Source organism: Blastococcus sp. SYSU D00868, from assembly GCF_054050575.1.
Genome location: NZ_JBJGZO010000009.1, coordinates 108791 through 127779 on the forward strand (window position 1 = coordinate 108791; position 18989 = coordinate 127779).

The window sequence follows — 18989 nt, forward strand, 5'->3', positions numbered from 1 at the left end:
ATGGAGCACGGGAGCCACACGCGCATGAGCCACTACACCGCGAACCTGCGGGACCTCGAGTTCAACCTCTTCGAGTTCCTCGACACCAAGGACAGGTTCGGCACCGGGCCCTTCGCCCAGATGGACGCCGAGACCGCGCGCGGCGTGCTCGCCGAGATCCGCCGACTGGCCGAGGGCCCCATCGCGGCGTCCTTCACCGAGGCCGACCGCAACCCGCCGGAGTTCGACCCGGCGACGAACTCCGTCGTCCTGCCCGAGGCGTTCAAGAAGTCGGTGCAGGCCCTCGCCGAGGGCGAGTGGTTCCGGCTGGACCTGCCCGAGGAGCTCGGCGGCTTCGGCGCTCCCGTGGCGCTGCGGTGGGCCGCCTTCGAGATGATCCTCGGCGCCAACCCGGCCGTGTTCATGTACGGCTCCGGCCCGACGTTCGGCACCGTCCTGTGGGAGCTGGGCACCCCCGAGCAGAAGAAGCTCGCCGAGCTCATGATCGACCGCCAGTGGGGCGCCACCATGGTGCTCACCGAGCCCGACGCGGGCTCCGACGTCGGCGCCGGCCGCACCAAGGCGGTGCAGCAGGCCGACGGGTCCTGGCACATCGAGGGCGTGAAGCGGTTCATCACCTCGGCCGAGCACGACCTGAGCGACAACATCATCCACCTGGTGCTGGCCCGCCCCGAGGGCGCGAAGCAGGGCACCAAGGGCCTGTCGCTGTTCGTCGTCCCCAAGTTCCACGTCGACGTCGAGACCGGCGAGCTCGGCGAGCGCAACGGCGTCTACGTCACCAACGTCGAGAAGAAGATGGGCCTCAAGGTCTCCACGACCTGCGAGGTCACCTTCGGCGACGGACCGGTCCCGGCCAAGGGCTGGCTGGTCGGCGAGGTGCACGACGGCATCGCCCAGATGTTCAAGATCATCGAGTACGCGCGCATGTTCGTCGGCACCAAGGCGATCGCGACGCTGTCGGCCGGCTACCAGGTGGCCCTGGACTACGCGAAGAACCGCGTGCAGGGCGCCGACATGGCCGCCACCGCCAAGGACGCCCCGCGGGTGACCATCACCCACCACCCGGACGTGCGCCGCTCGCTGATGCTGCAGAAGTCCTACGCCGAGGGCATGCGGGCCCTGTACCTGTACGCGGCGAGCTTCCGCGACCAGGTGGTGGAGGCCCAGGCCGCCGGGCAGGCCGACAGCGAGGAGGCGCGGCTCGCCGCCCGCGTCAACGACCTGCTGCTGCCGGTGGTGAAGGGCTTCGGCTCCGAGCGCGCCACCCAGCTGCTCACCCAGGAGTCGCTGCAGACCCTCGGCGGCTCGGGCTACCTGCAGGACTACCCGATCGAGCAGTACATCCGGGACTCCAAGATCGACACCCTCTACGAGGGCACCACGGCGATCCAGGGCCAGGACTTCTTCTTCCGCAAGATCGTCAAGGACGGCGGCGTCGCGCTGACCTGGCTGGCCTCCCAGATCCAGGGGACCATCGAGGCCGAGGCCGGCAACGGCCGGCTCAAGGAGGAGCGGGCGCACCTGGCGACCGCCCTCGGCGAGGTCCAGACGATGCTCACGGCGATGTTCGGGCACCTGACCGCCGCGCAGGACGACATGGCCAACGTCTACAAGATCGGCCAGAACACCTCCCGCCTGCTGCTGGCCGTCGGCGACCTGGTCACCGCCTGGCTGCTGATCCGCCAGTCGGAGGTGGCCCTGGCCGCGCTGGCCGGCGAGGTCAGCGAGCGCGACCGGCACTTCTACGAGGGCAAGCTCGCCGCCACCCGCTTCTTCACCAGCCAGGTGCTGCCGCGCCTGGCCGGGGAGCGGGCCATCGTCGAGGCCACCGACAACTCCCTCATGGAGGTCGACGAGGCCGCGTTCTGACGGAGGACCCCCGTGCCCCCCACCGCTCGCGAGCTCGCGGTGGGCCCCTGCACGACGGCCGCTCCAGCACGTCACGAGCGAGGGCCGTCTCCCCCGCCGGGAGGCGGCCCTCGCCGCGTGTGGGGGCGGCCCCGGCGGGCATGGAGGACCGCATGACCGACCCCCAGGGCAGCGACCGCATCCAGCAGGACGTCGGCACGTCCTCCGCCACCGGCGACGACGGCGACAGCGGCGCCTCCTTCGAGGACGTGCCGCTCACCCGCGAGGACGCCCTCGAGCGCGACGCCGAGCACGGCGACGACCTGCCCGCCCGCGCGGTGGGTGACGTCGCCCTCTCCGAGCGTGCCGATCCGCCCGGCGGGGAATGAGCCGGCGGACGCGACCCGAGGAGACGACATGAGCGAACCCCAGAGCACCGGCTACGGCGAGTCCCCGGACACCGCCGACAGCAGCGAGAACCTGATCGACGGGCAGACCGGCGACAACGCCGGCGACCGCGGCGAGCTCGACACGACGCTCACCACGGACGACGAGGCGCAGCGCGACGACTCCGTCGTCCGCGGCGGCAACGACGCGTCCTGACCCCGCGGACGGCACCCCTCCTATCGTGGACGGGTGCCGTCCGACCTCCCGCCCGCCCGCCTCCCGGCGGGCGAGTGGGGACGGCGGGCCGCGGCGCACGCCGAGCGCGCCGACGCGCTGACGGCGGGGCACCGCGCCCGCCGGGCGCGCGGGGAGACGCACGCGGTCGAGGACTTCCTCTACACCTACTACGACACCCGCCCGGCGCTGCTGCGCCGCTGGCACCCGGGGGCCGGGGCCGCGCTGCTGCCCGCGGACGACGGGACGCCGGCGCCGCAGGGCGGCACCCGCTGGTACGCCACGGACGCCGACGGCGTGGTCGCCCTGGACGCCGACGCCTACCTGGCCGACCGCGGCGACACGGTGCGGTTCGTCGCCCGGCTGCTGGCCGCGACCGCGGGGCGGCCCGCCTTCACCGGCTGCTTCGGGCTGCACGAGTGGGCGATGGTCTACCGCGCCGGCGAGCGCCGGCACCCGCTGCCGCTGCGGCTGGGCCGGGCGGGTACCGACGCCGTGGTCGAGGCGCACCCGATCCGCTGCACCCACTACGACGCGTTCCGCTTTTTCACCCCGGAGGCCGTCGGCCGCAACGCGCTGCAGCCCACCCGGGCCACCCAGGTGGACCTCGAGCAGCCGGGCTGCCTGCACGCGGGGATGGACCTGCACAAGTGGTCGCTCAAGCTGGGCCCGGCCGTGCCCGGCGAGCTGGCGCTGGACTGCTTCGCGCTGGCCGCCGACGTCCGGGTGCTGGACATGCAGGCCTCCCCCTACGACCTGAGCGGCTACGGGGAGCCGGCGGTCGCGGTGGAGACGCCGGAGGGCCGCGCGGAGTACGCGCGCCGGCAGCGGGAGCTCGCCGCGCGCGGCGCCGGCCTGCGGCGGCGGCTGCTCGACGTCTGCGCGGCGCTGCTCGGCGGCCACCCGCCCGTCACCGTCCCGTCCCCGGAGCGCCGTACCGTCGGGACGTGACCTCTCGCTCCGCCGACCCCGTGCGCACCGACCGCTGGCTCACCCTCGACGGGACCACCAACACCCGGGACCTGGGCGGGCTGCCCACTCTCGACGGAGGGACGACGCGGCACGGGCGCGTCCTGCGCAGCGACAACCTGCAGACCCTCAGCGCGGACGACGTGCGCCGGCTGGTCGGCGAGCTGGGCCTCCGCGAGGTCGTCGACCTGCGCAGCACCGCCGAGGTGCTCCTGGAGGGCCGCGGCCCGCTGCGCGCGGTCCCGGAGGTGACCCACCGGCACTTCAGCCTGCTCCCCGAGCGCGGCCACCACACCGACGTCTTCGCCGTCGAGGAGGCCGAGGCGCCCGAGCTGCCCGGCGGCTGGCTGGAGTCGCTGCTGCCCCGGCAGGTCGCCGAGCAGGACGAGGACGAGCCGCCGGCCGTGCGCTCCTACCTCGGCTACCTGGACCACCGGCCGGAGAACGTGGTGGGCGCGCTGCGCGCCCTGGCCGCCGCCGAGGGCGCCTCGGTCGTGCACTGCGCGGCCGGCAAGGACCGCACCGGCGTCATCGTGGCCTTCTCGCTCGCCGTGGCCGGCGTGCCGCACGAGGAGATCGTCGCCGACTACGCGATGACCGCCGACGTCATCGAGGCCCTGGTCGCCAAGCTGGCGAGCTCGCCGACCTACCGCGGCGACATGGACCACTCCGACCTGGCCCGGCACACCCCGCGCGCCGACACGATGGCCCGCGTGCTGGACCTGCTCGACGAGCGGCACGGCGGACCGGCCGGCTGGCTGACCGCGCACGGGTTCGGCCCGGCCGAGCAGGCCGCGCTGCGGGCCCGGCTGCGCGACTAGCCCGCCCGGCGGCAGTCGGCCTGGGCGGCGGCGAGCAGGTCGTCGGCCACGCCCCACTCGCCGGAGTGGACGGCGACGCCGACGGCGGTGGCCACCTCCACCGGCCGGCGCGCCAGCCGGAACGGCTCGCGGAAGCAGGCGCGGACCCGGGTCAGCACCGCCTCGACGTCCCCGGCGGCGGTCAGGCCCGGCAGGACGACGACGAACTCGTCGGCGCCGGCCCGGGCCACGGTGTCGGCCGGACGGACGGCGGCCCGCAGCCGCGCGGCGACCTGGCGGAGCAGCTCGTCGCCGGCCGCGGCGCCGTGCTCGGTGTTCACCGCCACGAACCCCTCGAGGTCGCAGCAGAGGACGCCGACGTGCTGGTCGGCGCGGACGGCGGTGAGCGCCGCCTCGAGCCGCTGCCGCAGCAGCTCCCGGTTGGGCAGCCCGGTGAGGGCGTCGTGGGTGGACCGGTGCCGCAGCGTGTCGGCCAGCCGGATCCGGTCCAGCGCGACCGCCACCTGGTCGGCGACGCCGCGCAGCCGGTCGAGGTGCTCGCCCTCCAGCCCGGCCGGCGCGCCGCCGGCCGGCCAGCTCGCGGCGGCCACGCCCAGGAAGACGTCGCCGGCGACCAGCGGCACCGCCAGGGCGTCGGTGGTCCCGCCGGCGCCCAGCAGGTCCCGCACCGCCGGGCTGCACGTCTCCCAGCGCAGCACCCGGGGCGCCCGGTCGGTCAGCATCCCCACCAGCTCGGGGGTCTCCTCGGCGTAGAGCTCCAGCGGGACGGCCTCGGCGGCCCCGGCGCCCGCGACGGCGCGCAGCCGCCCGGTCCCGGCCTCCCACAGCAGCAGGCTCGCCCGGTCGCACCCGACGGCGGCCGGGAGCACCCCGGCGGCCTCGACGCACGCGGCGGTCGCGTCCGGGGCGCCGGCCAGGGCCGTCCCCAGCGCGGTCAGCGCGGCGGCGCGGGCCGCCTCGCGCCGTGCGTCCTCGGCGGCGGCCCAGCGCTCCAGGACGGCAGCGACCAGCCCGGCCGAGGCCTGCAGCACCGGCGCCGCGTCGGCCGGCGCGGGCTCCGCCGTCGGCGCCGGCTCGGCCGGCGGCGCGGCGGCGGGCAGGGCGGCGAGCCGGCCCAGCCAGCGCCGGCCGCAGACCACGTCGACGACGACGGCGCCCGGGCCGGGCGCGCTGCCGGACAGCAGCACCGCGGCCAGGCCGGGCACCTGCCCGGCGGGCACCCCGACGGCGCGCGACAGCACGCCGGCCCCGTCCGGGGGCGTGGCGGCCAGCAGCAGCCCGGCCCCGGGCAGCGCCTCGGCCGCGCAGGCCAGCAGGTGGTCGAGGGCGTCGAGGGGCTCGGCCCCCGCGGCCAGCCCGGAGGCGGCCGCCTGCAACGCCGCCAGGCGGACCGCCGTCGTCCCGTCCGGCTCGACGGCGGGCGGGGTGGCGCGGTGCCGGCGCCGCAGCGCGCCGCCGCGGTCGGGAGTCCTCACCTGCTCCGGATCGGCACGACGGGCCCGGCGGTTGAGCGCTCCGCCCCGACGGGGGGAGACGGCGGCAGGGGGTTGACGGCCTCGCCCGGGCGGCGTACCAATGCATATACCCCCGGGGGGTACTAGAACGGATCGCGAGGAGGCCGCCATGGAGCACCGCCACCCAACCGCGGAGGCCTGGCCCGTCGAGGCCGACGCGCACGCGGGCGCCCACGCCCACACCACCGCTGCCGGGCGGGTGAGCTGGTCCACCGCCGCGCAGGCGACGCTGCACTGCCTCACCGGCTGTGCGATCGGCGAGGTGCTCGGCGTGGTGATCGGCACGAGCCTGGGGTGGTCGACCGGGGCGACCGTCGCGCTCGCCGTCGCCCTGGCCTTCGTCTTCGGCTACGCCCTGACGATGCGCGGCGTGCTCCGCGCCGGCCTGCCGTTCCGGGCCGCCGTCAGGGTCGCGCTCGCCGCGGACACCGCCTCGATCGCGGTGATGGAGCTCGTGGACAACGGCGTCCTGGTGGCCGTGCCGGGGGCGATGGAGGCCGGGCTGGCCGACGTCCTGTTCTGGGGCGCGCTGGCGTTCGCGCTCGCCGTGGCTTTCGTGGTCACCCTGCCGGTCAACCGCTGGATGATGAGCCGCGGGCGGGGTCACGCGGTCGTGCACGCGCTGCACTGACCCCCGACGCGCAGCGACCCCGGCCCCTCGAGGGGCCGGGGTCGCTCGCGTCGCGGTGGCTCAGCGGCCGTTGGCGATGGTCAGCAGCTCGTCGCGCAGCGCGGGGCTGGGGGCACGGAACAGCGCGCGCTCCAGGGCCCGGCGGGTGCGCGAGGCCTGCCGACGCTGACGCCAGGTGGACACGGTGCTCATGGTGCTCTCTCCGGGTGTTCGTCGTTCGCGGACATCCGTAGTAAAGCAGGTCGCGCCACCAATATTCCGAAGGATCGCAGGCGTGTTCGCTCGCACGCCTGCGGAAGTTCACCCCATGGGGGGGTGCGGCCGCCTCATCCGGCGGCGAGGGCGGCCCGCGCGGCGGCCCGGGCTGCGGCGGGGTCGGCCGCCGCCAGCGCCGCCTCCGCCGCCCGCCGGCAGGCGTCCGCGGTCACCGTGGCGAGGCGGGCACCCACGCCGGCGACCGACGACGCGGCGCAGGACAGCGACGTCACGCCCAGGCCGACGAGGACGCACGCCAGCAGCGGGTCGGCCGCCGCCTCGCCGCACACGCCGACCGGCCGCCCGGCCCGGGCGCCCGCCTCGGCCGTGTGCCGCACCAGGGCGAGCAGCGCGGGCTGCCACGGGTCGGTGAGGTCGGCGAGCTCGCCGGAGAGCCGGTCGGCGGCCAGCGTGTACTGGGACAGGTCGTTGGTGCCCAGCGACAGGAAGTCGACGTGCCGCAGCAGGCGGTCGGCCAGCAGCGCTGCCGACGGCACCTCCACCATGACCCCGGGCACCAGGCCGCGGGCGCGGACCCGCGCGGCGAAGTCGGCGGCCTCGGCCTCGGTGGCGACCATGGGCGCCATCACCCACGGGACCTCGCCGGTCCGCCGGGCGGCCTCGGCGATCGCGTCGAGCTGCCGCTCCAGCAGGCCCGGGTCGCGGCGGGCCACCCGCAGCCCCCGGACGCCGAGGGCCGGGTTCGCCTCGGCCGGCGGGGTGGCGAAGGCCAGCGGCTTGTCCGAGCCGGCGTCCAGGGTGCGGACGACGACCCGCCGCCCCGCGCAGGCGGCGAGGACCTCGGCGTAACCGTCGGCCTGCTCGGCGACCGAGGGCTCCTCCGCCCGGCCCAGGAACGCCAGCTCGGTCCGCAGCAGCCCGACCCCCTCGGCCGCGGCGTCCACCGCCAGCCGGGCACCGGCGCCGTCCTGCACGTTGGCCAGCAGCGGGACGGCGACGCCGTCCCGGGTGACCGCGGGCCCGCGGTAGGCCGCCAGCGCCGCGGCGATCTCGCGGGCCTCGGCGACCCGGGCGCGGGCGGTCGCCTCGTCCGGGGCGACGGTGACGGTGCCGTGCTCGCCGTCGAGCAGGACGGTCGCGCCCGCCGGGACGTCGTCCAGCCCGGCGACGGCGACCACGCAGGGGAGCCCGAGCTGCCGGGCGATGATCGCCGTGTGGCTGGTCGCACCGCCCTGGGTGGTCGCCAGCCCGGTGATCCGGGCCGGGTCCAGGCCCGCGGTGTCGGCCGGCGCGAGGTCGTCGGCCAGCAGCACCGACGGCTCCGCGGGCGCGGGCACGCCGGGCTCCCCCTGGCCGGTCAGCTCGGCGACGATCCGGTCCCGGACGTCGCGGACGTCGGTGACGCGCTCGGCCATCAGCCCGCCGAGCCCGGCGAACAGGTCGACGAACTGCTGGGCGGCCGCCACGGTCGCGACCGCGGCGGGCGAGCCGGCGTCGATGCGCTGCTCCACCGCGGCCAGCAGCCCCCGGTCGCGGGCCAGCCCCGCGGTGGCCGCCAGCACCTCGGCGCTGGCGCCGGTCGCCGCGCCGGCCCGGGCGGCCAGCCGGTCGGCGACGACCGCGGCGGCCGCGGCGAAGCGCTCCTTCTCCCCCGCGCGCTCGGCCTCGGCGACCGGACCGGCCGGCTCGTCGGGCAGCCGCACCGCACCGGACGGGCGGACCACGGGCCCCCACGCCACCCCGGGGACCACGGGGGTGCCGGTCAGCACGGTCGGCGACGACGGCGGTGCGGCGACGGGAGAGGACATCGGTACCTCGCTGGGGCGCAGGGGCGGGGAGACGGAGCGACGTCGGTCCGTGCTGGTGACCACCATCACGAATCGGTGTTGACTTGTCAACGTAACCAACGTAGAACAACACCAACACAGACAAGAAACCAACGAACCGGGCATACGAACAGGATGGGGTCGCGGTGTACGCCGAGGAGCGCCAGCAGGCGATCGCGGGACTGGTGGCCGACCGCGGCCGCGTCGCGGTCACCGCGCTGGCCGAGGAGTTCGGCGTCACCACCGAGACGATCCGCCGGGACCTCGCCCTCCTCGAGCGCACGGGCACGCTGCGCCGCGTGCACGGCGGCGCGGTGCCCGCCGGGGCGCTGACCCTCGCCGAGACCGCCCTCGGGGAGCGGACGGCCAGCCGCCACGAGCAGAAGCGCAAGATCGCCACCGCGGCGCTCGACCTGCTCCCGGACACGGACGGCAGCCTGCTCCTCGACGGCGGGAGCACCACCGCCGCCCTGGCCGAGGTGCTGCCCCCGGACCGGCGGCTGTTCGTCGCGACCAACTCCGTGCCGATCGCCGCCCGGCTGTCCACCGCGCCCGGCCTCACCCTGCACGTCCTGGGCGGGCGGGTCCGCGGCATCACCCAGACCGCGGTCGGCGAGACCCCCGTCCGCGCCCTCGGCGAGCTGCGGCTCGACGTCGCCTTCCTCGGCGCCAACGGCGTCACCGCCGAGCACGGCTGCACCACCCCGGACGAGGCCGAGGCCTCGGTCAAGCGGGCCATGGTGCGGGCCGCGCACCGGGTGGTGGTGCTCGCCGACAGCAGCAAGCTCGGCCGCGAGCACCTGGTCCGCTTCGCCACCGTCGAGCAGGTCGACGTGCTGGTCACCGACGCCGAGGCCGATCCCGCGGCGGTCGCCGCGCTGGAGGCGGCGGGCGTCGAGGTCGTGGTCGCGTGAGCGAGCTCGCGAGCGCAGCGGGCGGCCGCGGCAGGACCCGGGTCGTCACCCTCACCGCCAACCCGAGCATGGACCGCACCCTCGTGCTCCCGGGCGCGCTCGAGCGCGGGGCGGTCGCCCGGCTGGGCACCAGCTCCACGGAGCCGGGCGGCAAGGGCGTCAACGTCGCCCGCGCGCTGGCGGCGGCCGGCGGCGAGGTCGTGACGGTGCTGCCCGCGGCGCTCGACGACCCGATCGTGACCGCGCTGCGCCGGCTGGCGCTGCCCATGGCGACCGTCGACGTGCCCGCCCCGGTCCGCACCAACTACAGCCTCACCGAGCCCGACGGCACCACCACCAAGCTCAACGAGCCCGGCGCCCCGCTGGACGCGGCGACCCGCGCCGCGCTCACCGACGCGCTGCTGCGCGCGGCGGCGGACGCGGCGTGGGTGGTGCTGGCCGGCTCGCTGCCGCCGGGGACGCCGGTCGACTGGTACGCCGAGCTGGTCGCGGCCCTGCGCCCCACCGGCGCGCGGATCGCCGTCGACACCTCCGAGGCCCCCCTGCTGGCGCTGCTGGCGGCCGGCCCCACGGCGGCGCCGGACCTGCTCAAGCCCAACGCCGAGGAGCTGGCCCAGGTCGCCGGCACCGACGAGGCCGCGCTCGCCGCCGACCCGGCCGCCCTGCTGGCCGCCGTGGACGGTCTGCACGCCGGCGGCGTCGCCGAGGTGCTCCTCACCCTGGGCGCCGAGGGCGCCCTCCTGTCGACCGCGGCGGGCGGCCGCTTCACCGCCCGCCCGCCGCGGATCGCCGTGCGCAGCACGGTCGGTGCCGGGGACTGCAGTCTCGCCGGGCACCTGCTGGCCGACCTGGCCGGCGCACCCCCGGTGGAGCGGCTGCGCCGCGCGGTGGCCTCCGGTGCCGCCGCGGCCGGCCTGCCCGGTTCCGCCGTCCCCACCCCGGCGCAGGTCGACAGCGTGGCCGCCTCCGTCGTCGCCGGTCCGCTCCGCCCGGCGGAGCCGACCCCCTCCCCCGCTCCCGTCGCGCCCGCCGGGCGCGACACCCTCTGACGCGCCTTCCGAGAGGTCCGCATGTCCGCACTCATCACGCGCGAGCTCGTCGCCCTGGACGCCGCCCTGGGCACCGACAAGGAGGACGTCGTCCGCCGGCTGGCGGCGCTCGTCGCCGGCGCCGGCCGGGCGACCTCCGCCGAGGGACTCGCCGGCGACGCCCTCGCCCGCGAGGCGCAGGCCGCGACCGGCCTGCCCGGCGGCATCGCCATCCCGCACTGCCGCTCCGGCGCGGTCACCGAGGCCTCGCTGGCCTTCGCCCGGCTCGCCCCGGCGGTGGCCTTCGGCGCCCCGGACGGCCCGGCCGACCTGGTGTTCCTCATCGCCGCGCCCGAGCACGGCGACGCCGACCACCTCACCCTGCTGACCGCGCTGGCCCGGGCGCTGGTGCGGCCGGACTTCGTGGCCTCGCTGCACGCGGCCGGCTCGGCCGACGAGGTCGTCGCCCTGGTGCAGGAGGTGGTGGCCCCGCAGGAGGCGCCGCAGCCGGTCACCGCCGCGGCCCCCGCACCGGCCGCACCCGCGCCGGCCGCCCCGCCCGCCGCGCCCGCGGCGACCGCCGCGACCCGCAGCCTGGTGGCCGTCACCGCCTGCCCGACCGGCATCGCGCACACCTACATGGCCGCCGACAAGCTGGCCGCGGCCGCGGAGGCCGCCGGCGTCGTCCTGCACGTGGAGACGCAGGGCTCCTCGGGCTCCACGCCGCTGGACCCGGAGGTGATCCGGGCCGCGGACGCGGTCGTGTTCGCCGTCGACGTGGGCGTCAAGGACCGCGACCGGTTCGCCGGCAAGCCCGTCGTCCAGGCCGGCACCAAGCGGGCGATCAACGAGCCCGACGCGATGGTCCGCGAGGCGCTGGCCGCCGCCGACGACCCGGCCGCCCGCCGGGTGCCCGGCACCGCCGGCGGCGCCGAGGCCGCCGCCCCGGCCGGCCCGCGCCCGTCGACGGGGGCCGAGATCCGCCGCTGGCTGCTGACCGGGGTCAGCTACATGATCCCGTTCGTCGCGGCCGGCGGGCTGCTCATCGCGCTGGGCTTCCTGTTCGGCGGCTACCGGATCGTCACCGACAACCCGGACGTCGAGGGCCAGAGCTACGCCCTGAGCTGGGTGCTCAACAACTCGTTCTTCGACCTGCCGTCGGCGGCCGGGATCGAGGGCCTCAACGACGGGTTCCTCGGCTACCTGGGCGCGGTCTGCACCGTGCTCGGCCAGGCGGCCTTCGGGTTCCTCGTCCCGGCGCTGGCCGGCTACATCGCCTACGCCATCGCCGACCGGCCGGGCATCGTCCCCGGCTTCGTCGTGGGCGCGGTCTCCGTCACCGTCGGCGCCGGCTTCATCGGCGGCCTGGTCGGCGGCATCATCGCCGGCTTCGCCGCGCTGTGGATCAGCCGCTGGAGGCTGCCGGTCGGCGTCCGGGGGCTGCAGCCGGTGGTGATCATCCCGCTGCTGGCGACGCTCATCTCCAGCGGGCTGATGGCGGTCGTCCTCGGCCGGCCGCTGGCCGCCGCGCTGGAGGGCCTCGGCAACTGGCTGGAGGGCCTGACCGGCACCTCCGCGGCCCTGCTGGGGATCATCCTCGGCCTGATGATGTGCTTCGACCTGGGCGGCCCGGTGAACAAGGCGGCCTACGTCTTCGCCACCACCGGCCTGACGGCGGCCGCGACCGGCACGCCGCTGGTCATCATGGCGACGGTCATGGCCGCCGGCATGGTGCCGCCGCTGGCGATGGCGCTGAGCACCGTCATCCGCCCGAGCCTCTACACGCCGGCCGAGCGGGACAACGGCAAGGCCGCCTGGCTGCTCGGGCTGTCGTTCATCTCCGAGGGCGCGATCCCGTTCGCCGCGGCCGACCCGCTGCGGGTCATCCCCTCGATGATGCTCGGCGGGGCGACCACCGGCGCGATCGTGGCCGCGGCCGGCGTCGAGCTGCGGGCCCCGCACGGCGGCATCTTCGTGTTCTTCGCGATGACCGGCGTGGTCTGGTTCCTGCTCGCCCTGCTCGCCGGCACGGTCGTCGGCGCCGTCGCGGTGACCGTGCTCAAGAGCATCGGCCGGCCCCGGGCGGACGACGTCCCGGAGGACGCCGTCGACCTCGGCCACGCCCACGCGGCCACCGGGGTCGCCCCCGCCCACCCGGCCCCCGCCCAGCCGGCCCGCGCCTGAGCAAGGACCTCGCTGCCCCCCAGCGCTCGCAAGCTCGCGATGGGACCCTGCAGCGAGGCCAGATGATGGACCAGCGTCCCCAGCAGCGAGGAGAGGCACCCATGCCCAGTCAGACCGTCACCGTCGGCTCGCGCGTCGGGCTGCACGCCCGGCCGGCGGCCCTGATCGCCGAGGCCGTCGCCAAGTCCGGCGTCCCGGTCACCCTGGCCACCCCCGGCGGCGTGCCCGTCGACGGCGGGTCGGCGTTGATGATCATGACGCTCGGCGCGAAGCAGGGGGCGGAGGTCGTCGTCACCAGCGACGACGAGGCGACCCTCGCGCGGATCGCCGACCTGGTGGCCGCGGACCTCGACGCGGAGTAGCTCTCCGCGACACGACGACGGCGCCCGCCCCCCGGCCGAGGGGGGCGGGCGCCGTCGTGCTGTCCGGCTCTGCGGTTACGGCTGGTCGGGCCGGGAGACGTCGCCGCGCCAGGCGCCGGTCTCCGTGCCGCGCTTCTCGATGAACTCCTTGAACCGCTTGGCGTCGGCCTTGACCTGCCGGTCGTCGAAGCCGAGCGCCGCGCCCGCCTTCTCGACGATGCCCTGCGGCTCCCAGTCGATCTGGATCATGACGCGGGTCTTGTCGTCGTCGAGGCGGTGGAAGGTGACGACACCGGCGTGCTTGGCGTCGCCGCTGGTGCTGGCCCAGGCCACCCGCTCCTCGGGGTGCTGCTCGGTGATCTCGGCGTCGAACTCCCGCTTGACCCCGTCGATGCTGGTGACCCAGTGGGTGTGGGTGTCGTCGATCTGGGTGATCCGCTCGACGCCGCCCATGAACTCGGGGAACGACTCGAACTGCGTCCACTGGTCGTAGGCGACCCGGATCGGGACGTCGACGTCGATGGACTCCTGCACGCTGGCCACGGTCGGCCTCCTCCTGTCTCGGGATGTCGGTCGTGCACCACCTACCCCCCGGACCCGCCCGGGACACACGCGTCAGCGCAGCGCCGACGCGACGCTCCCCCGGACCGGCAGGCCCTCGACCAGCAGCATCTGGGCCAGGTGGTAGGCGTCGGGCCGGCCGGGCCAGGTGTCGTGCGCGACCTCACCGGCCGGGGTCAGCTCGTGGAACCAGCTGCCGGTGGCCGGGTCGGCGAAGCGCTCCTCGCCGTGCTCCCGCCACGCCCGTGCCAGGTCGGCGTACCGCTCCTCGCCGGTGACCGCGTGCAGCACCGTGGCCGCCGCGATCGCCTCGCACAGCACCCAGTGCATCCGGGCGACGACGACCGGCCGGTCGTCCCAGCCGAGGGTGTACGGGAACCCGGGCGCCCCGTCGGCCGCCCAGCCCCGGCCGGCCGCCGCGTCGAACAGGCCGACGGCGTCGCCGAGCAGCCAGCCCGGTGCGGCGTCCCCCAGCGCGGCGCGGGCGTGCAGGCACAGCCGCGCCCACTCGAACTGGTGCCCGACGGTGACGCCGTAGGGGCGGAACGGGTCGGCCGGCCGGTCGCGGTTGTGCTCGGGCAGCGGCTCCCACGCGGCGGTGAAGTGCTCGGGCAGCCGCCACTCCCGCTCTCGCGCCCAGCCGTGCACCACGCGCTCCAGCGTGCGCAGCGCCCGCGACCGCAGCCGGGTCGCCGCGAGCGGGTCCTCCCCGGCCAGCGCGTCGGCGGCGGCCAGCGTCGCCTCGACGCCGTGCATGTTGGCGTTGGCGCCCCGGTAGTCGCCGCACGCCGACCAGTCGCGGGCCCACTCCTCGACCGCGAGGCCCGCGGCGTCGTCCCAGAACCGGCCGTCCCACACCGCGAGGGCCTGCCCGAGCAGCTGCCGGCCGCCGTCGATCCCGGCGGTGGTGGCGGTCGCGCCGGCGAGGACGACGAACGCGTGCACGTAGGCGGTCTTCGCGTCGTCGTCCTCGGCGGCCCGCCAGCCGCCGTGCTCGGCGTCGTGCAGCGGCCCGTCGAGCAGCGCGGTCACCCCGTGCCGGGCGAGGCCCGCCGCGCCCGGGCGGCCGAGCAGGTGCGCCAGCCCGAACACGTGGGTCATCCGCGCGACGATCCAGGTCGCCTGCGGCCGGTCGGCCACCGTGCCGTCGGCGTCCAGGTAGCCGAAGCCGCCCTCGGGCACCCGCGCGCCGGCGGCGAAGTCGAGCAACCGGCCCAGGTCCGTCATCGCGTTAGAACGCCAGCGCCGCCGCCGGGTCGTGCAGGACGGCGCCGACGTCGGCCAGGAACCGGCTGCCCAGCTCGCCGTCGATCACCCGGTGGTCGAACGACAGCGCCAGCGTGGTCACCTGCCGCGGCACCACCTTGCCCTTGTGCACCCAGGGCATCGGGCGCACCGCACCGAAGGCCAGGATCGCCGACTCCCCGGGGTTGAGGATCGGGGTGCCGGTGTCCACGCCGAAGACCCCGACGTTGGTGATGGTGATCGTGCCGCCGGTCATGTCCGCCGGCGCGGTGCGCCCGGCGCGTGCGGTCTCGGTCAGCTCGGCCAGCGCCCGGGCCAGCTCCGGCAGCGGGAGCCGGTCGGCGTCCTTGACGTTGGGCACGAGCAGGCCGCGCGGCGTCGCCGCGGCGATGCCGAGGTGCACGTGCGCGGGGACGACGATCTCCCGGGTCTCCTCCTCCCACCGGCTGTTCACCACCGGGTGCCGGCGCACCGCGAGCAGCAGCGCCTTCGCCACGAGCAGCAGCGGGCTGACCTTGACCCCGGCGAACTCGGGCCGGGCCGCCAGCCGCTCGCGCAGCTTCATCGACCGGGTGACGTCGACGGTGAGGAACTCGGTCACGTGCGGGGCGGTGAACGCGCTGGCCACCATCGCCGCGGCGGTGTGCTTGCGGACGCCGGTGACCGGGATCCGCTGCTCGCCGGCCCGCGCCGCCGGGGCGGTGGCCGCCGGGGCGGTGGCCGCCTCGGGCGCGGCGGCGGCGGTCACGTCGGCGCGCGTGATCACCCCGCCCGGGCCGCTGCCGGGGACCGACGCCAGGTCGACGCCGAGGTCGCGGGCGAGCTTGCGCACCGGCGGCTTGGCCAGCGGCCGCGGCCGGCCGGTGCCGTGCGGCACGGGCCGGGCGGGCGCCGCCGCGGCCTCGGTCGCGTGCGCCTCGGCGGCGCGGCCCATCTCCAGGCCGCCGTGGCGCATCGGCTTGGTGTGGAGGTCGGGCACGGTGGTCAGCAGCGGGGGCCGGGCGGGCGGCTCGGCCGGCGCGGTCGCGCGCGCGGCCACGGTCGTGCCCGACCGGCGCGGCCGGCGGCGTGCCTCGGTGGCCCGCGGCCCGTACCCGACGAGGTTGGGGGTCCGCTCGGCCGCTCCGCCGCCGGCCGGTCCGCCGTCGGCCGGGGCGTCCCCGCCGGTGTCGATGGTGATGATCGGCGTGCCGACGTCGACCGTGCTGCCCGCCTCGTGCAGCAGCTCGGTGACCGTCCCGGCGAACGGCGAGGGCAGCTCGACCGCGGCCTTGGCGGTCTCCACCTCGCACAGCGGCTGGTTCACCGTCACCTCGTCGCCGACGGCGACCAGCCACTGCAGGATCTCGCCCTCGGTGAGGCCCTCGCCGACATCGGGCAGCCGGAACTGCTGCAGGGCGCCCATCAGAACCCCATCGCGCGGTCGACGGCGTCGAGCACCCGGTCCAGGTCGGGCAGGTACTCCTCCTCCAGCCGGGCCGGCGGGTAGGGCACGTCGTAGCCGCCGACCCGCAGCACCGGCGCCTCCAGCGAGTGGAAGCACTCCTCGGTGACCCGGGCCGCGATCTCCGCGCCGAGGCCGAGGGTCACCCCGGCCTCGTGCACGACGACGCAGCGCCCGGTGCGCCGGACCGAGGCGAACACCGGCTCGAGGTCCAGCGGGGAGAGGGTGCGCAGGTCGACCACCTCGAGCGAGCGGCCCTCCTCGGCGGCGGCGTCGGCGGCCTGCAGCGCCGTCTTCACCATCGGGCCGTAGGCCAGCACGGTCACGTCGTCGCCGCCCCGGAGCACCCGGGAGCGGAACAGCGGCTCGGGCGTGGCGTCGAGGTCGACCTCGGCCTTCTCCCAGTAGCGGCGCTTGGGCTCGAGGAAGACGACCGGGTCGGGCGAGGCGATGGCCTGCTGGATGCCCCAGTAGGCGTCGACCGGGTTGCTGACCGCGACAACCTTCAGCCCGGGCGTGTGGGCGAAGTAGGCCTCCGGGCTCTCGCTGTGGTGCTCGACGGCGCCGATCCCGCCGCCGAAGGGGATGCGCACGACGACGGGCATCCGCTGCAGCCCGCGCGAGCGCGCGGAGATCTTGGCGACCTGGGTGATCAGCTGGTTGACCGCCGGGAACACGAACCCGTCGAACTGGATCTCGCAGACCGGCCGGTAGCCGCGCATGGCCAGCCCGACCGCGGTGCCGACGATCCCCGCCTCGGCCAGCGGGGTGTCCACGACCCGGGCCTCGCCGAAGTCCTTCTGCAGGCCGTCGGTGATCCGGAAGACGCCGCCGAGGCGGCCGATGTCCTCCCCCATGAGCACGACCTTCGAGTCGTCCTCCATGGCCCGGCGCAGGCCGAGGTTGAGCGCCTTGCCGAGGGTGAGCGTCTCGGTGGCCATCAGTGGCTCCCCTCGAACGAGGCCTGGTAGGCGACGAACTGGTCGCGCTGGGCGGCCAGCGGCGGGGTCTGCTCGGCGTAGACGGCGTCGAACATGCTCTCCGCCGGCGGCGGCTGCATGGACACGGTGCCGCGGCGGACCCGGGCGGCCAGCTCGTCGGCCTCGGCGTCCACCGCGGCGAAGAACTCGGCGTCGGCCAGGCCCTCGCGGGCGAGGTGGACCTTGAGCCGGGCGATCGGGTCGCGCAGCTTCCACTCCTCCAGCTCGTCGGCGAGCCGGTAGCGGGTCGGGTCGTCGGAGGTGGTGTGCGCGCCCATCCGGTAGGTGAACGCCTCGATGAACGTCGGCCCCTGCCCCTCCCGCGCCGCGGCGAGCGCGGCCCGGGTCACGGCCAGGACGGCGAGGACGTCGTTGCCGTCGACCCGCACGCCCGGGAAGCCGAAGCCGGAGGCCCGCTGGTAGAGCGGGACCCGGGACTGCCGCTCGATCGGCGCGCTGATCGCGTACTGGTTGTTCTGGCAGAAGAAGACCACCGGCGCCTGGAACGACGCCGCCCAGATCATCGCCTCGTTGACCTCGCCCTGGCTGGTCGCACCGTCGCCGAGGAAGGCCAGGACTGCGCTCTCCGCGCCGTCGCGCTGCACGCCCATCGCGTAGCCGGTGGCGTGCAGGGTCTGCGCCCCGATGACGATCGTGTACAGGTTGAAGCCGGTCGCCGCGGCGTCCCAGCCGCCGTTGTCCACGCCCCGGAACAGGCTCATCACGTGCAGCGGGTCCACCCCGCGCGCCCAGGCCACGCCGTGCTCGCGGTAGGTGGGGAAGGCCATGTCGTCGGGCCGCAGCGCGCGCCCGGCGCCGACCTGCGCGGCCTCCTGGCCGAGCAGCGAGGCCCACAGGCCGAGCTCCCCCTGCCGCTGCAGCGCGGTGGCCTCGACGTCCCACCGGCGGACCAGCACCAGGTCGCGGTACAGGCCGCGCAGCTCGTCGGGCGAGGGGTCGATCGAGTAGGACGGGTCCTCGACGCGCTGGCCCTCGGGGCTCAGCAGCTGCACGAGGTCGGGCTGCGGCGGGAGGTGCGGGGCACCGGCTCCCGGTACGGGGTCGGCCACCTCGGGGGGCACCGTGGACATGGGCTGCTCCTCGTCGTCTCCCGCAGGCCCGGGGTCGCCGGGCGGCTGCGATCGGTGGACGTGCCGTGACGCCGGGGTGTGACGCCACTCACGACATCGTGACACGACGCGCCCCGTCGCGGAGCAGATCACCCACTCGGACGAGTGCGCAAGGATGCTTGGACGTCCTACGCAGATCGCTCAGTCCTTGGACGTCAACCCATGCCAGACTGCGCATCGTGCCGGTCCTCGACGCCACCGATGCCCGTCTCCTGCGGGCGCTGGCCGAGGACCCGCGCGCCTCGGTGATGGCCCTGTCGCAGCGGCTGGGCCTGGCCCGCAACACCGTGCAGGCCCGGCTCGCCCGGCTGGAGGCCGGCGGGGCGCTCGCGTCGTTCACCACGCGGGTGCGCCCCGAGGCGCTCGGCTACCGGCTCGAGGCCTACATGACCGTGCAGGTGGTGCAGCGCAGCCTGACCGACGTGGGGACGGCGCTGGGCGAGCTCGACGAGGTGCTGGAGGTGACCGCGCTGTCCGGGGTGGCCGACCTGCTCGTGCGCGTGGCCGCCCGCGACGCCGACGACCTGTGGCGGATCACCGAGCGGGTGCTGGCGCTGCCCGGCGTGGAGCGCACCGACACCGCGCTGGCCCTGCGCCGGCTGGTCGAGCACCGGGTCGACCCGCTGCTGCTGCGCGCCGCCGGCGATCCCGGCGAGGGCGCCCCGCGGGACGAGCCGTCCGGGTAGCCTCCCGGG

Annotated in this window: 19 protein-coding genes; 11 read left to right on the forward strand and 8 right to left on the reverse strand. The window is 76.4% G+C overall.

Features of this window, described 5'->3' with window-relative positions; all coding sequences use genetic code 11:
- Positions 1-24 precede the first annotated feature (24 nt).
- The 5 genes from ACI79F_RS10640 to ACI79F_RS10660 all read left to right on the forward strand — a co-directional run bounded on the left by ACI79F_RS10640 (position 25) and on the right by ACI79F_RS10660 (position 4259).
- Complete coding sequence (locus ACI79F_RS10640) at positions 25-1869, forward strand: acyl-CoA dehydrogenase (RefSeq protein WP_456545176.1); 1845 nt, start codon at positions 25-27, stop codon at positions 1867-1869.
- A gap of 152 nt (positions 1870-2021) precedes the next feature.
- The gene (locus tag ACI79F_RS10645) at positions 2022-2237 is read left to right on the forward strand and encodes a hypothetical protein (RefSeq protein ID WP_456545175.1); all 216 of its coding nucleotides are present in this window, start codon (positions 2022-2024) and stop codon (positions 2235-2237) included.
- Between the two features lie 28 nt (positions 2238-2265).
- On the forward strand, positions 2266-2451 hold the full coding sequence (locus tag ACI79F_RS10650) for a hypothetical protein (protein ID WP_456545174.1): 186 nt from the start codon (positions 2266-2268) through the stop codon (positions 2449-2451).
- A gap of 33 nt (positions 2452-2484) precedes the next feature.
- Positions 2485-3420 carry a 3-methyladenine DNA glycosylase gene (locus tag ACI79F_RS10655; RefSeq protein WP_456545173.1) on the forward strand — a complete coding sequence of 312 codons (936 nt, stop codon included), beginning with the start codon at positions 2485-2487 and terminating at the stop codon, positions 3418-3420.
- Positions 3417-4259, forward strand: a complete 843-nt coding sequence (locus ACI79F_RS10660) for a tyrosine-protein phosphatase (protein WP_456545172.1) — start codon at positions 3417-3419, stop codon at positions 4257-4259. The genes ACI79F_RS10655 and ACI79F_RS10660 overlap by 4 nt, the downstream gene beginning before the upstream one ends.
- On the opposite strand, the gene ACI79F_RS10665 is transcribed toward ACI79F_RS10660, so the two are convergent.
- Positions 4256-5734, reverse strand: coding sequence for a diguanylate cyclase domain-containing protein (locus ACI79F_RS10665; protein ID WP_456545171.1), 1479 nt, complete (start codon positions 5732-5734; stop codon positions 4256-4258). The two genes, ACI79F_RS10660 and ACI79F_RS10665, sit on opposite strands and share 4 nt — an antisense overlap.
- 148 nt (positions 5735-5882) lie before the next feature.
- On the opposite strand from ACI79F_RS10665, the gene ACI79F_RS10670 reads away from it, so the two are divergent.
- Positions 5883-6404: a DUF4396 domain-containing protein gene (locus tag ACI79F_RS10670; RefSeq protein ID WP_456545170.1), complete on the forward strand. Its 522-nt coding sequence runs from the start codon at positions 5883-5885 to the stop codon at positions 6402-6404.
- Between the two features lie 60 nt (positions 6405-6464).
- Here the strand turns inward: ACI79F_RS10670 and ACI79F_RS10675 are convergent, their stop codons facing one another.
- Both ACI79F_RS10675 and ACI79F_RS10680 read right to left on the reverse strand, forming a co-directional pair.
- Complete coding sequence (locus ACI79F_RS10675; RefSeq protein WP_456545169.1) at positions 6465-6587, reverse strand: hypothetical protein; 123 nt, start codon at positions 6585-6587, stop codon at positions 6465-6467.
- A gap of 143 nt (positions 6588-6730) precedes the next feature.
- Entirely contained in the window at positions 6731-8428 is a 1698-nt protein-coding gene (locus tag ACI79F_RS10680; protein ID WP_456545168.1) for a phosphoenolpyruvate--protein phosphotransferase, read from the reverse strand.
- 164 nt (positions 8429-8592) lie between these two features.
- Here ACI79F_RS10680 and ACI79F_RS10685 point away from each other — a divergent pair, with 164 nt between their 5' ends.
- From ACI79F_RS10685 to ACI79F_RS10700, 4 genes are all read left to right on the forward strand, one after another.
- Positions 8593-9360: a DeoR/GlpR family DNA-binding transcription regulator gene (locus ACI79F_RS10685; protein ID WP_456545167.1), complete on the forward strand. Its 768-nt coding sequence runs from the start codon at positions 8593-8595 to the stop codon at positions 9358-9360.
- The gene (locus ACI79F_RS10690) at positions 9357-10409 is read left to right on the forward strand and encodes a 1-phosphofructokinase family hexose kinase (RefSeq protein ID WP_456545166.1); all 1053 of its coding nucleotides are present in this window, start codon (positions 9357-9359) and stop codon (positions 10407-10409) included. Before ACI79F_RS10685 ends, ACI79F_RS10690 begins: the two co-directional genes overlap by 4 nt.
- 21 nt (positions 10410-10430) lie before the next feature.
- Entirely contained in the window at positions 10431-12572 is a 2142-nt protein-coding gene (locus tag ACI79F_RS10695; RefSeq protein ID WP_456545165.1) for a PTS fructose transporter subunit IIABC, read from the forward strand.
- 101 nt (positions 12573-12673) lie between these two features.
- On the forward strand, positions 12674-12934 hold the full coding sequence (locus ACI79F_RS10700; RefSeq protein WP_456545164.1) for an HPr family phosphocarrier protein: 261 nt from the start codon (positions 12674-12676) through the stop codon (positions 12932-12934).
- Positions 12935-13009: 75 nt separating this feature from the next.
- On the opposite strand, the gene ACI79F_RS10705 is transcribed toward ACI79F_RS10700, so the two are convergent.
- The 5 genes from ACI79F_RS10705 to pdhA form a co-directional block, all read right to left on the reverse strand.
- Positions 13010-13477: an SRPBCC family protein gene (locus tag ACI79F_RS10705; RefSeq protein ID WP_456545163.1), complete on the reverse strand. Its 468-nt coding sequence runs from the start codon at positions 13475-13477 to the stop codon at positions 13010-13012.
- A gap of 72 nt (positions 13478-13549) precedes the next feature.
- Positions 13550-14722, reverse strand: coding sequence for an AGE family epimerase/isomerase (locus ACI79F_RS10710; RefSeq protein WP_456545162.1), 1173 nt, complete (start codon positions 14720-14722; stop codon positions 13550-13552).
- A 4-nt stretch (positions 14723-14726) separates the two neighbouring features.
- Positions 14727-16145, reverse strand: coding sequence for a dihydrolipoamide acetyltransferase family protein (locus ACI79F_RS10715; protein ID WP_456545161.1), 1419 nt, complete (start codon positions 16143-16145; stop codon positions 14727-14729).
- Positions 16145-17125: an alpha-ketoacid dehydrogenase subunit beta gene (locus ACI79F_RS10720; RefSeq protein ID WP_456545160.1), complete on the reverse strand. Its 981-nt coding sequence runs from the start codon at positions 17123-17125 to the stop codon at positions 16145-16147. Before ACI79F_RS10720 ends, ACI79F_RS10715 begins: the two co-directional genes overlap by 1 nt.
- Complete coding sequence (gene pdhA, locus ACI79F_RS10725; protein ID WP_456545159.1) at positions 17125-18255, reverse strand: pyruvate dehydrogenase (acetyl-transferring) E1 component subunit alpha; 1131 nt, start codon at positions 18253-18255, stop codon at positions 17125-17127. The genes ACI79F_RS10720 and pdhA overlap by 1 nt, the downstream gene beginning before the upstream one ends.
- A gap of 218 nt (positions 18256-18473) precedes the next feature.
- Here pdhA and ACI79F_RS10730 point away from each other — a divergent pair, with 218 nt between their 5' ends.
- Complete coding sequence (locus ACI79F_RS10730) at positions 18474-18980, forward strand: Lrp/AsnC family transcriptional regulator (RefSeq protein ID WP_456545158.1); 507 nt, start codon at positions 18474-18476, stop codon at positions 18978-18980.
- Positions 18981-18989: the final 9 nt, after the last annotated feature.

Excerpts from the sequence above, each read along its gene's own strand:
- ACI79F_RS10640 (WP_456545176.1), top strand. The coding sequence starts at position 25 with ATGAGCCACTACACCGCGAACCTGCGGGACCTCGAGTTCAACCTCTTC.
- ACI79F_RS10645 (WP_456545175.1), top strand. The coding sequence starts at position 2,022 with ATGACCGACCCCCAGGGCAGCGACCGCATCCAGCAGGACGTCGGCACG.
- ACI79F_RS10650 (WP_456545174.1), top strand. The coding sequence starts at position 2,266 with ATGAGCGAACCCCAGAGCACCGGCTACGGCGAGTCCCCGGACACCGCC.
- ACI79F_RS10670 (WP_456545170.1), top strand. The coding sequence starts at position 5,883 with ATGGAGCACCGCCACCCAACCGCGGAGGCCTGGCCCGTCGAGGCCGAC.
- ACI79F_RS10680 (WP_456545168.1), bottom strand. The coding sequence starts at position 8,428 with ATGTCCTCTCCCGTCGCCGCACCGCCGTCGTCGCCGACCGTGCTGACC.
- ACI79F_RS10695 (WP_456545165.1), top strand. The coding sequence starts at position 10,431 with ATGTCCGCACTCATCACGCGCGAGCTCGTCGCCCTGGACGCCGCCCTG.
- ACI79F_RS10700 (WP_456545164.1), top strand. The coding sequence starts at position 12,674 with ATGCCCAGTCAGACCGTCACCGTCGGCTCGCGCGTCGGGCTGCACGCC.
- ACI79F_RS10710 (WP_456545162.1), bottom strand. The coding sequence starts at position 14,722 with ATGACGGACCTGGGCCGGTTGCTCGACTTCGCCGCCGGCGCGCGGGTG.
- ACI79F_RS10715 (WP_456545161.1), bottom strand. The coding sequence starts at position 16,145 with ATGGGCGCCCTGCAGCAGTTCCGGCTGCCCGATGTCGGCGAGGGCCTC.
- ACI79F_RS10720 (WP_456545160.1), bottom strand. The coding sequence starts at position 17,125 with ATGGCCACCGAGACGCTCACCCTCGGCAAGGCGCTCAACCTCGGCCTG.
- pdhA (WP_456545159.1), bottom strand. The coding sequence starts at position 18,255 with ATGTCCACGGTGCCCCCCGAGGTGGCCGACCCCGTACCGGGAGCCGGT.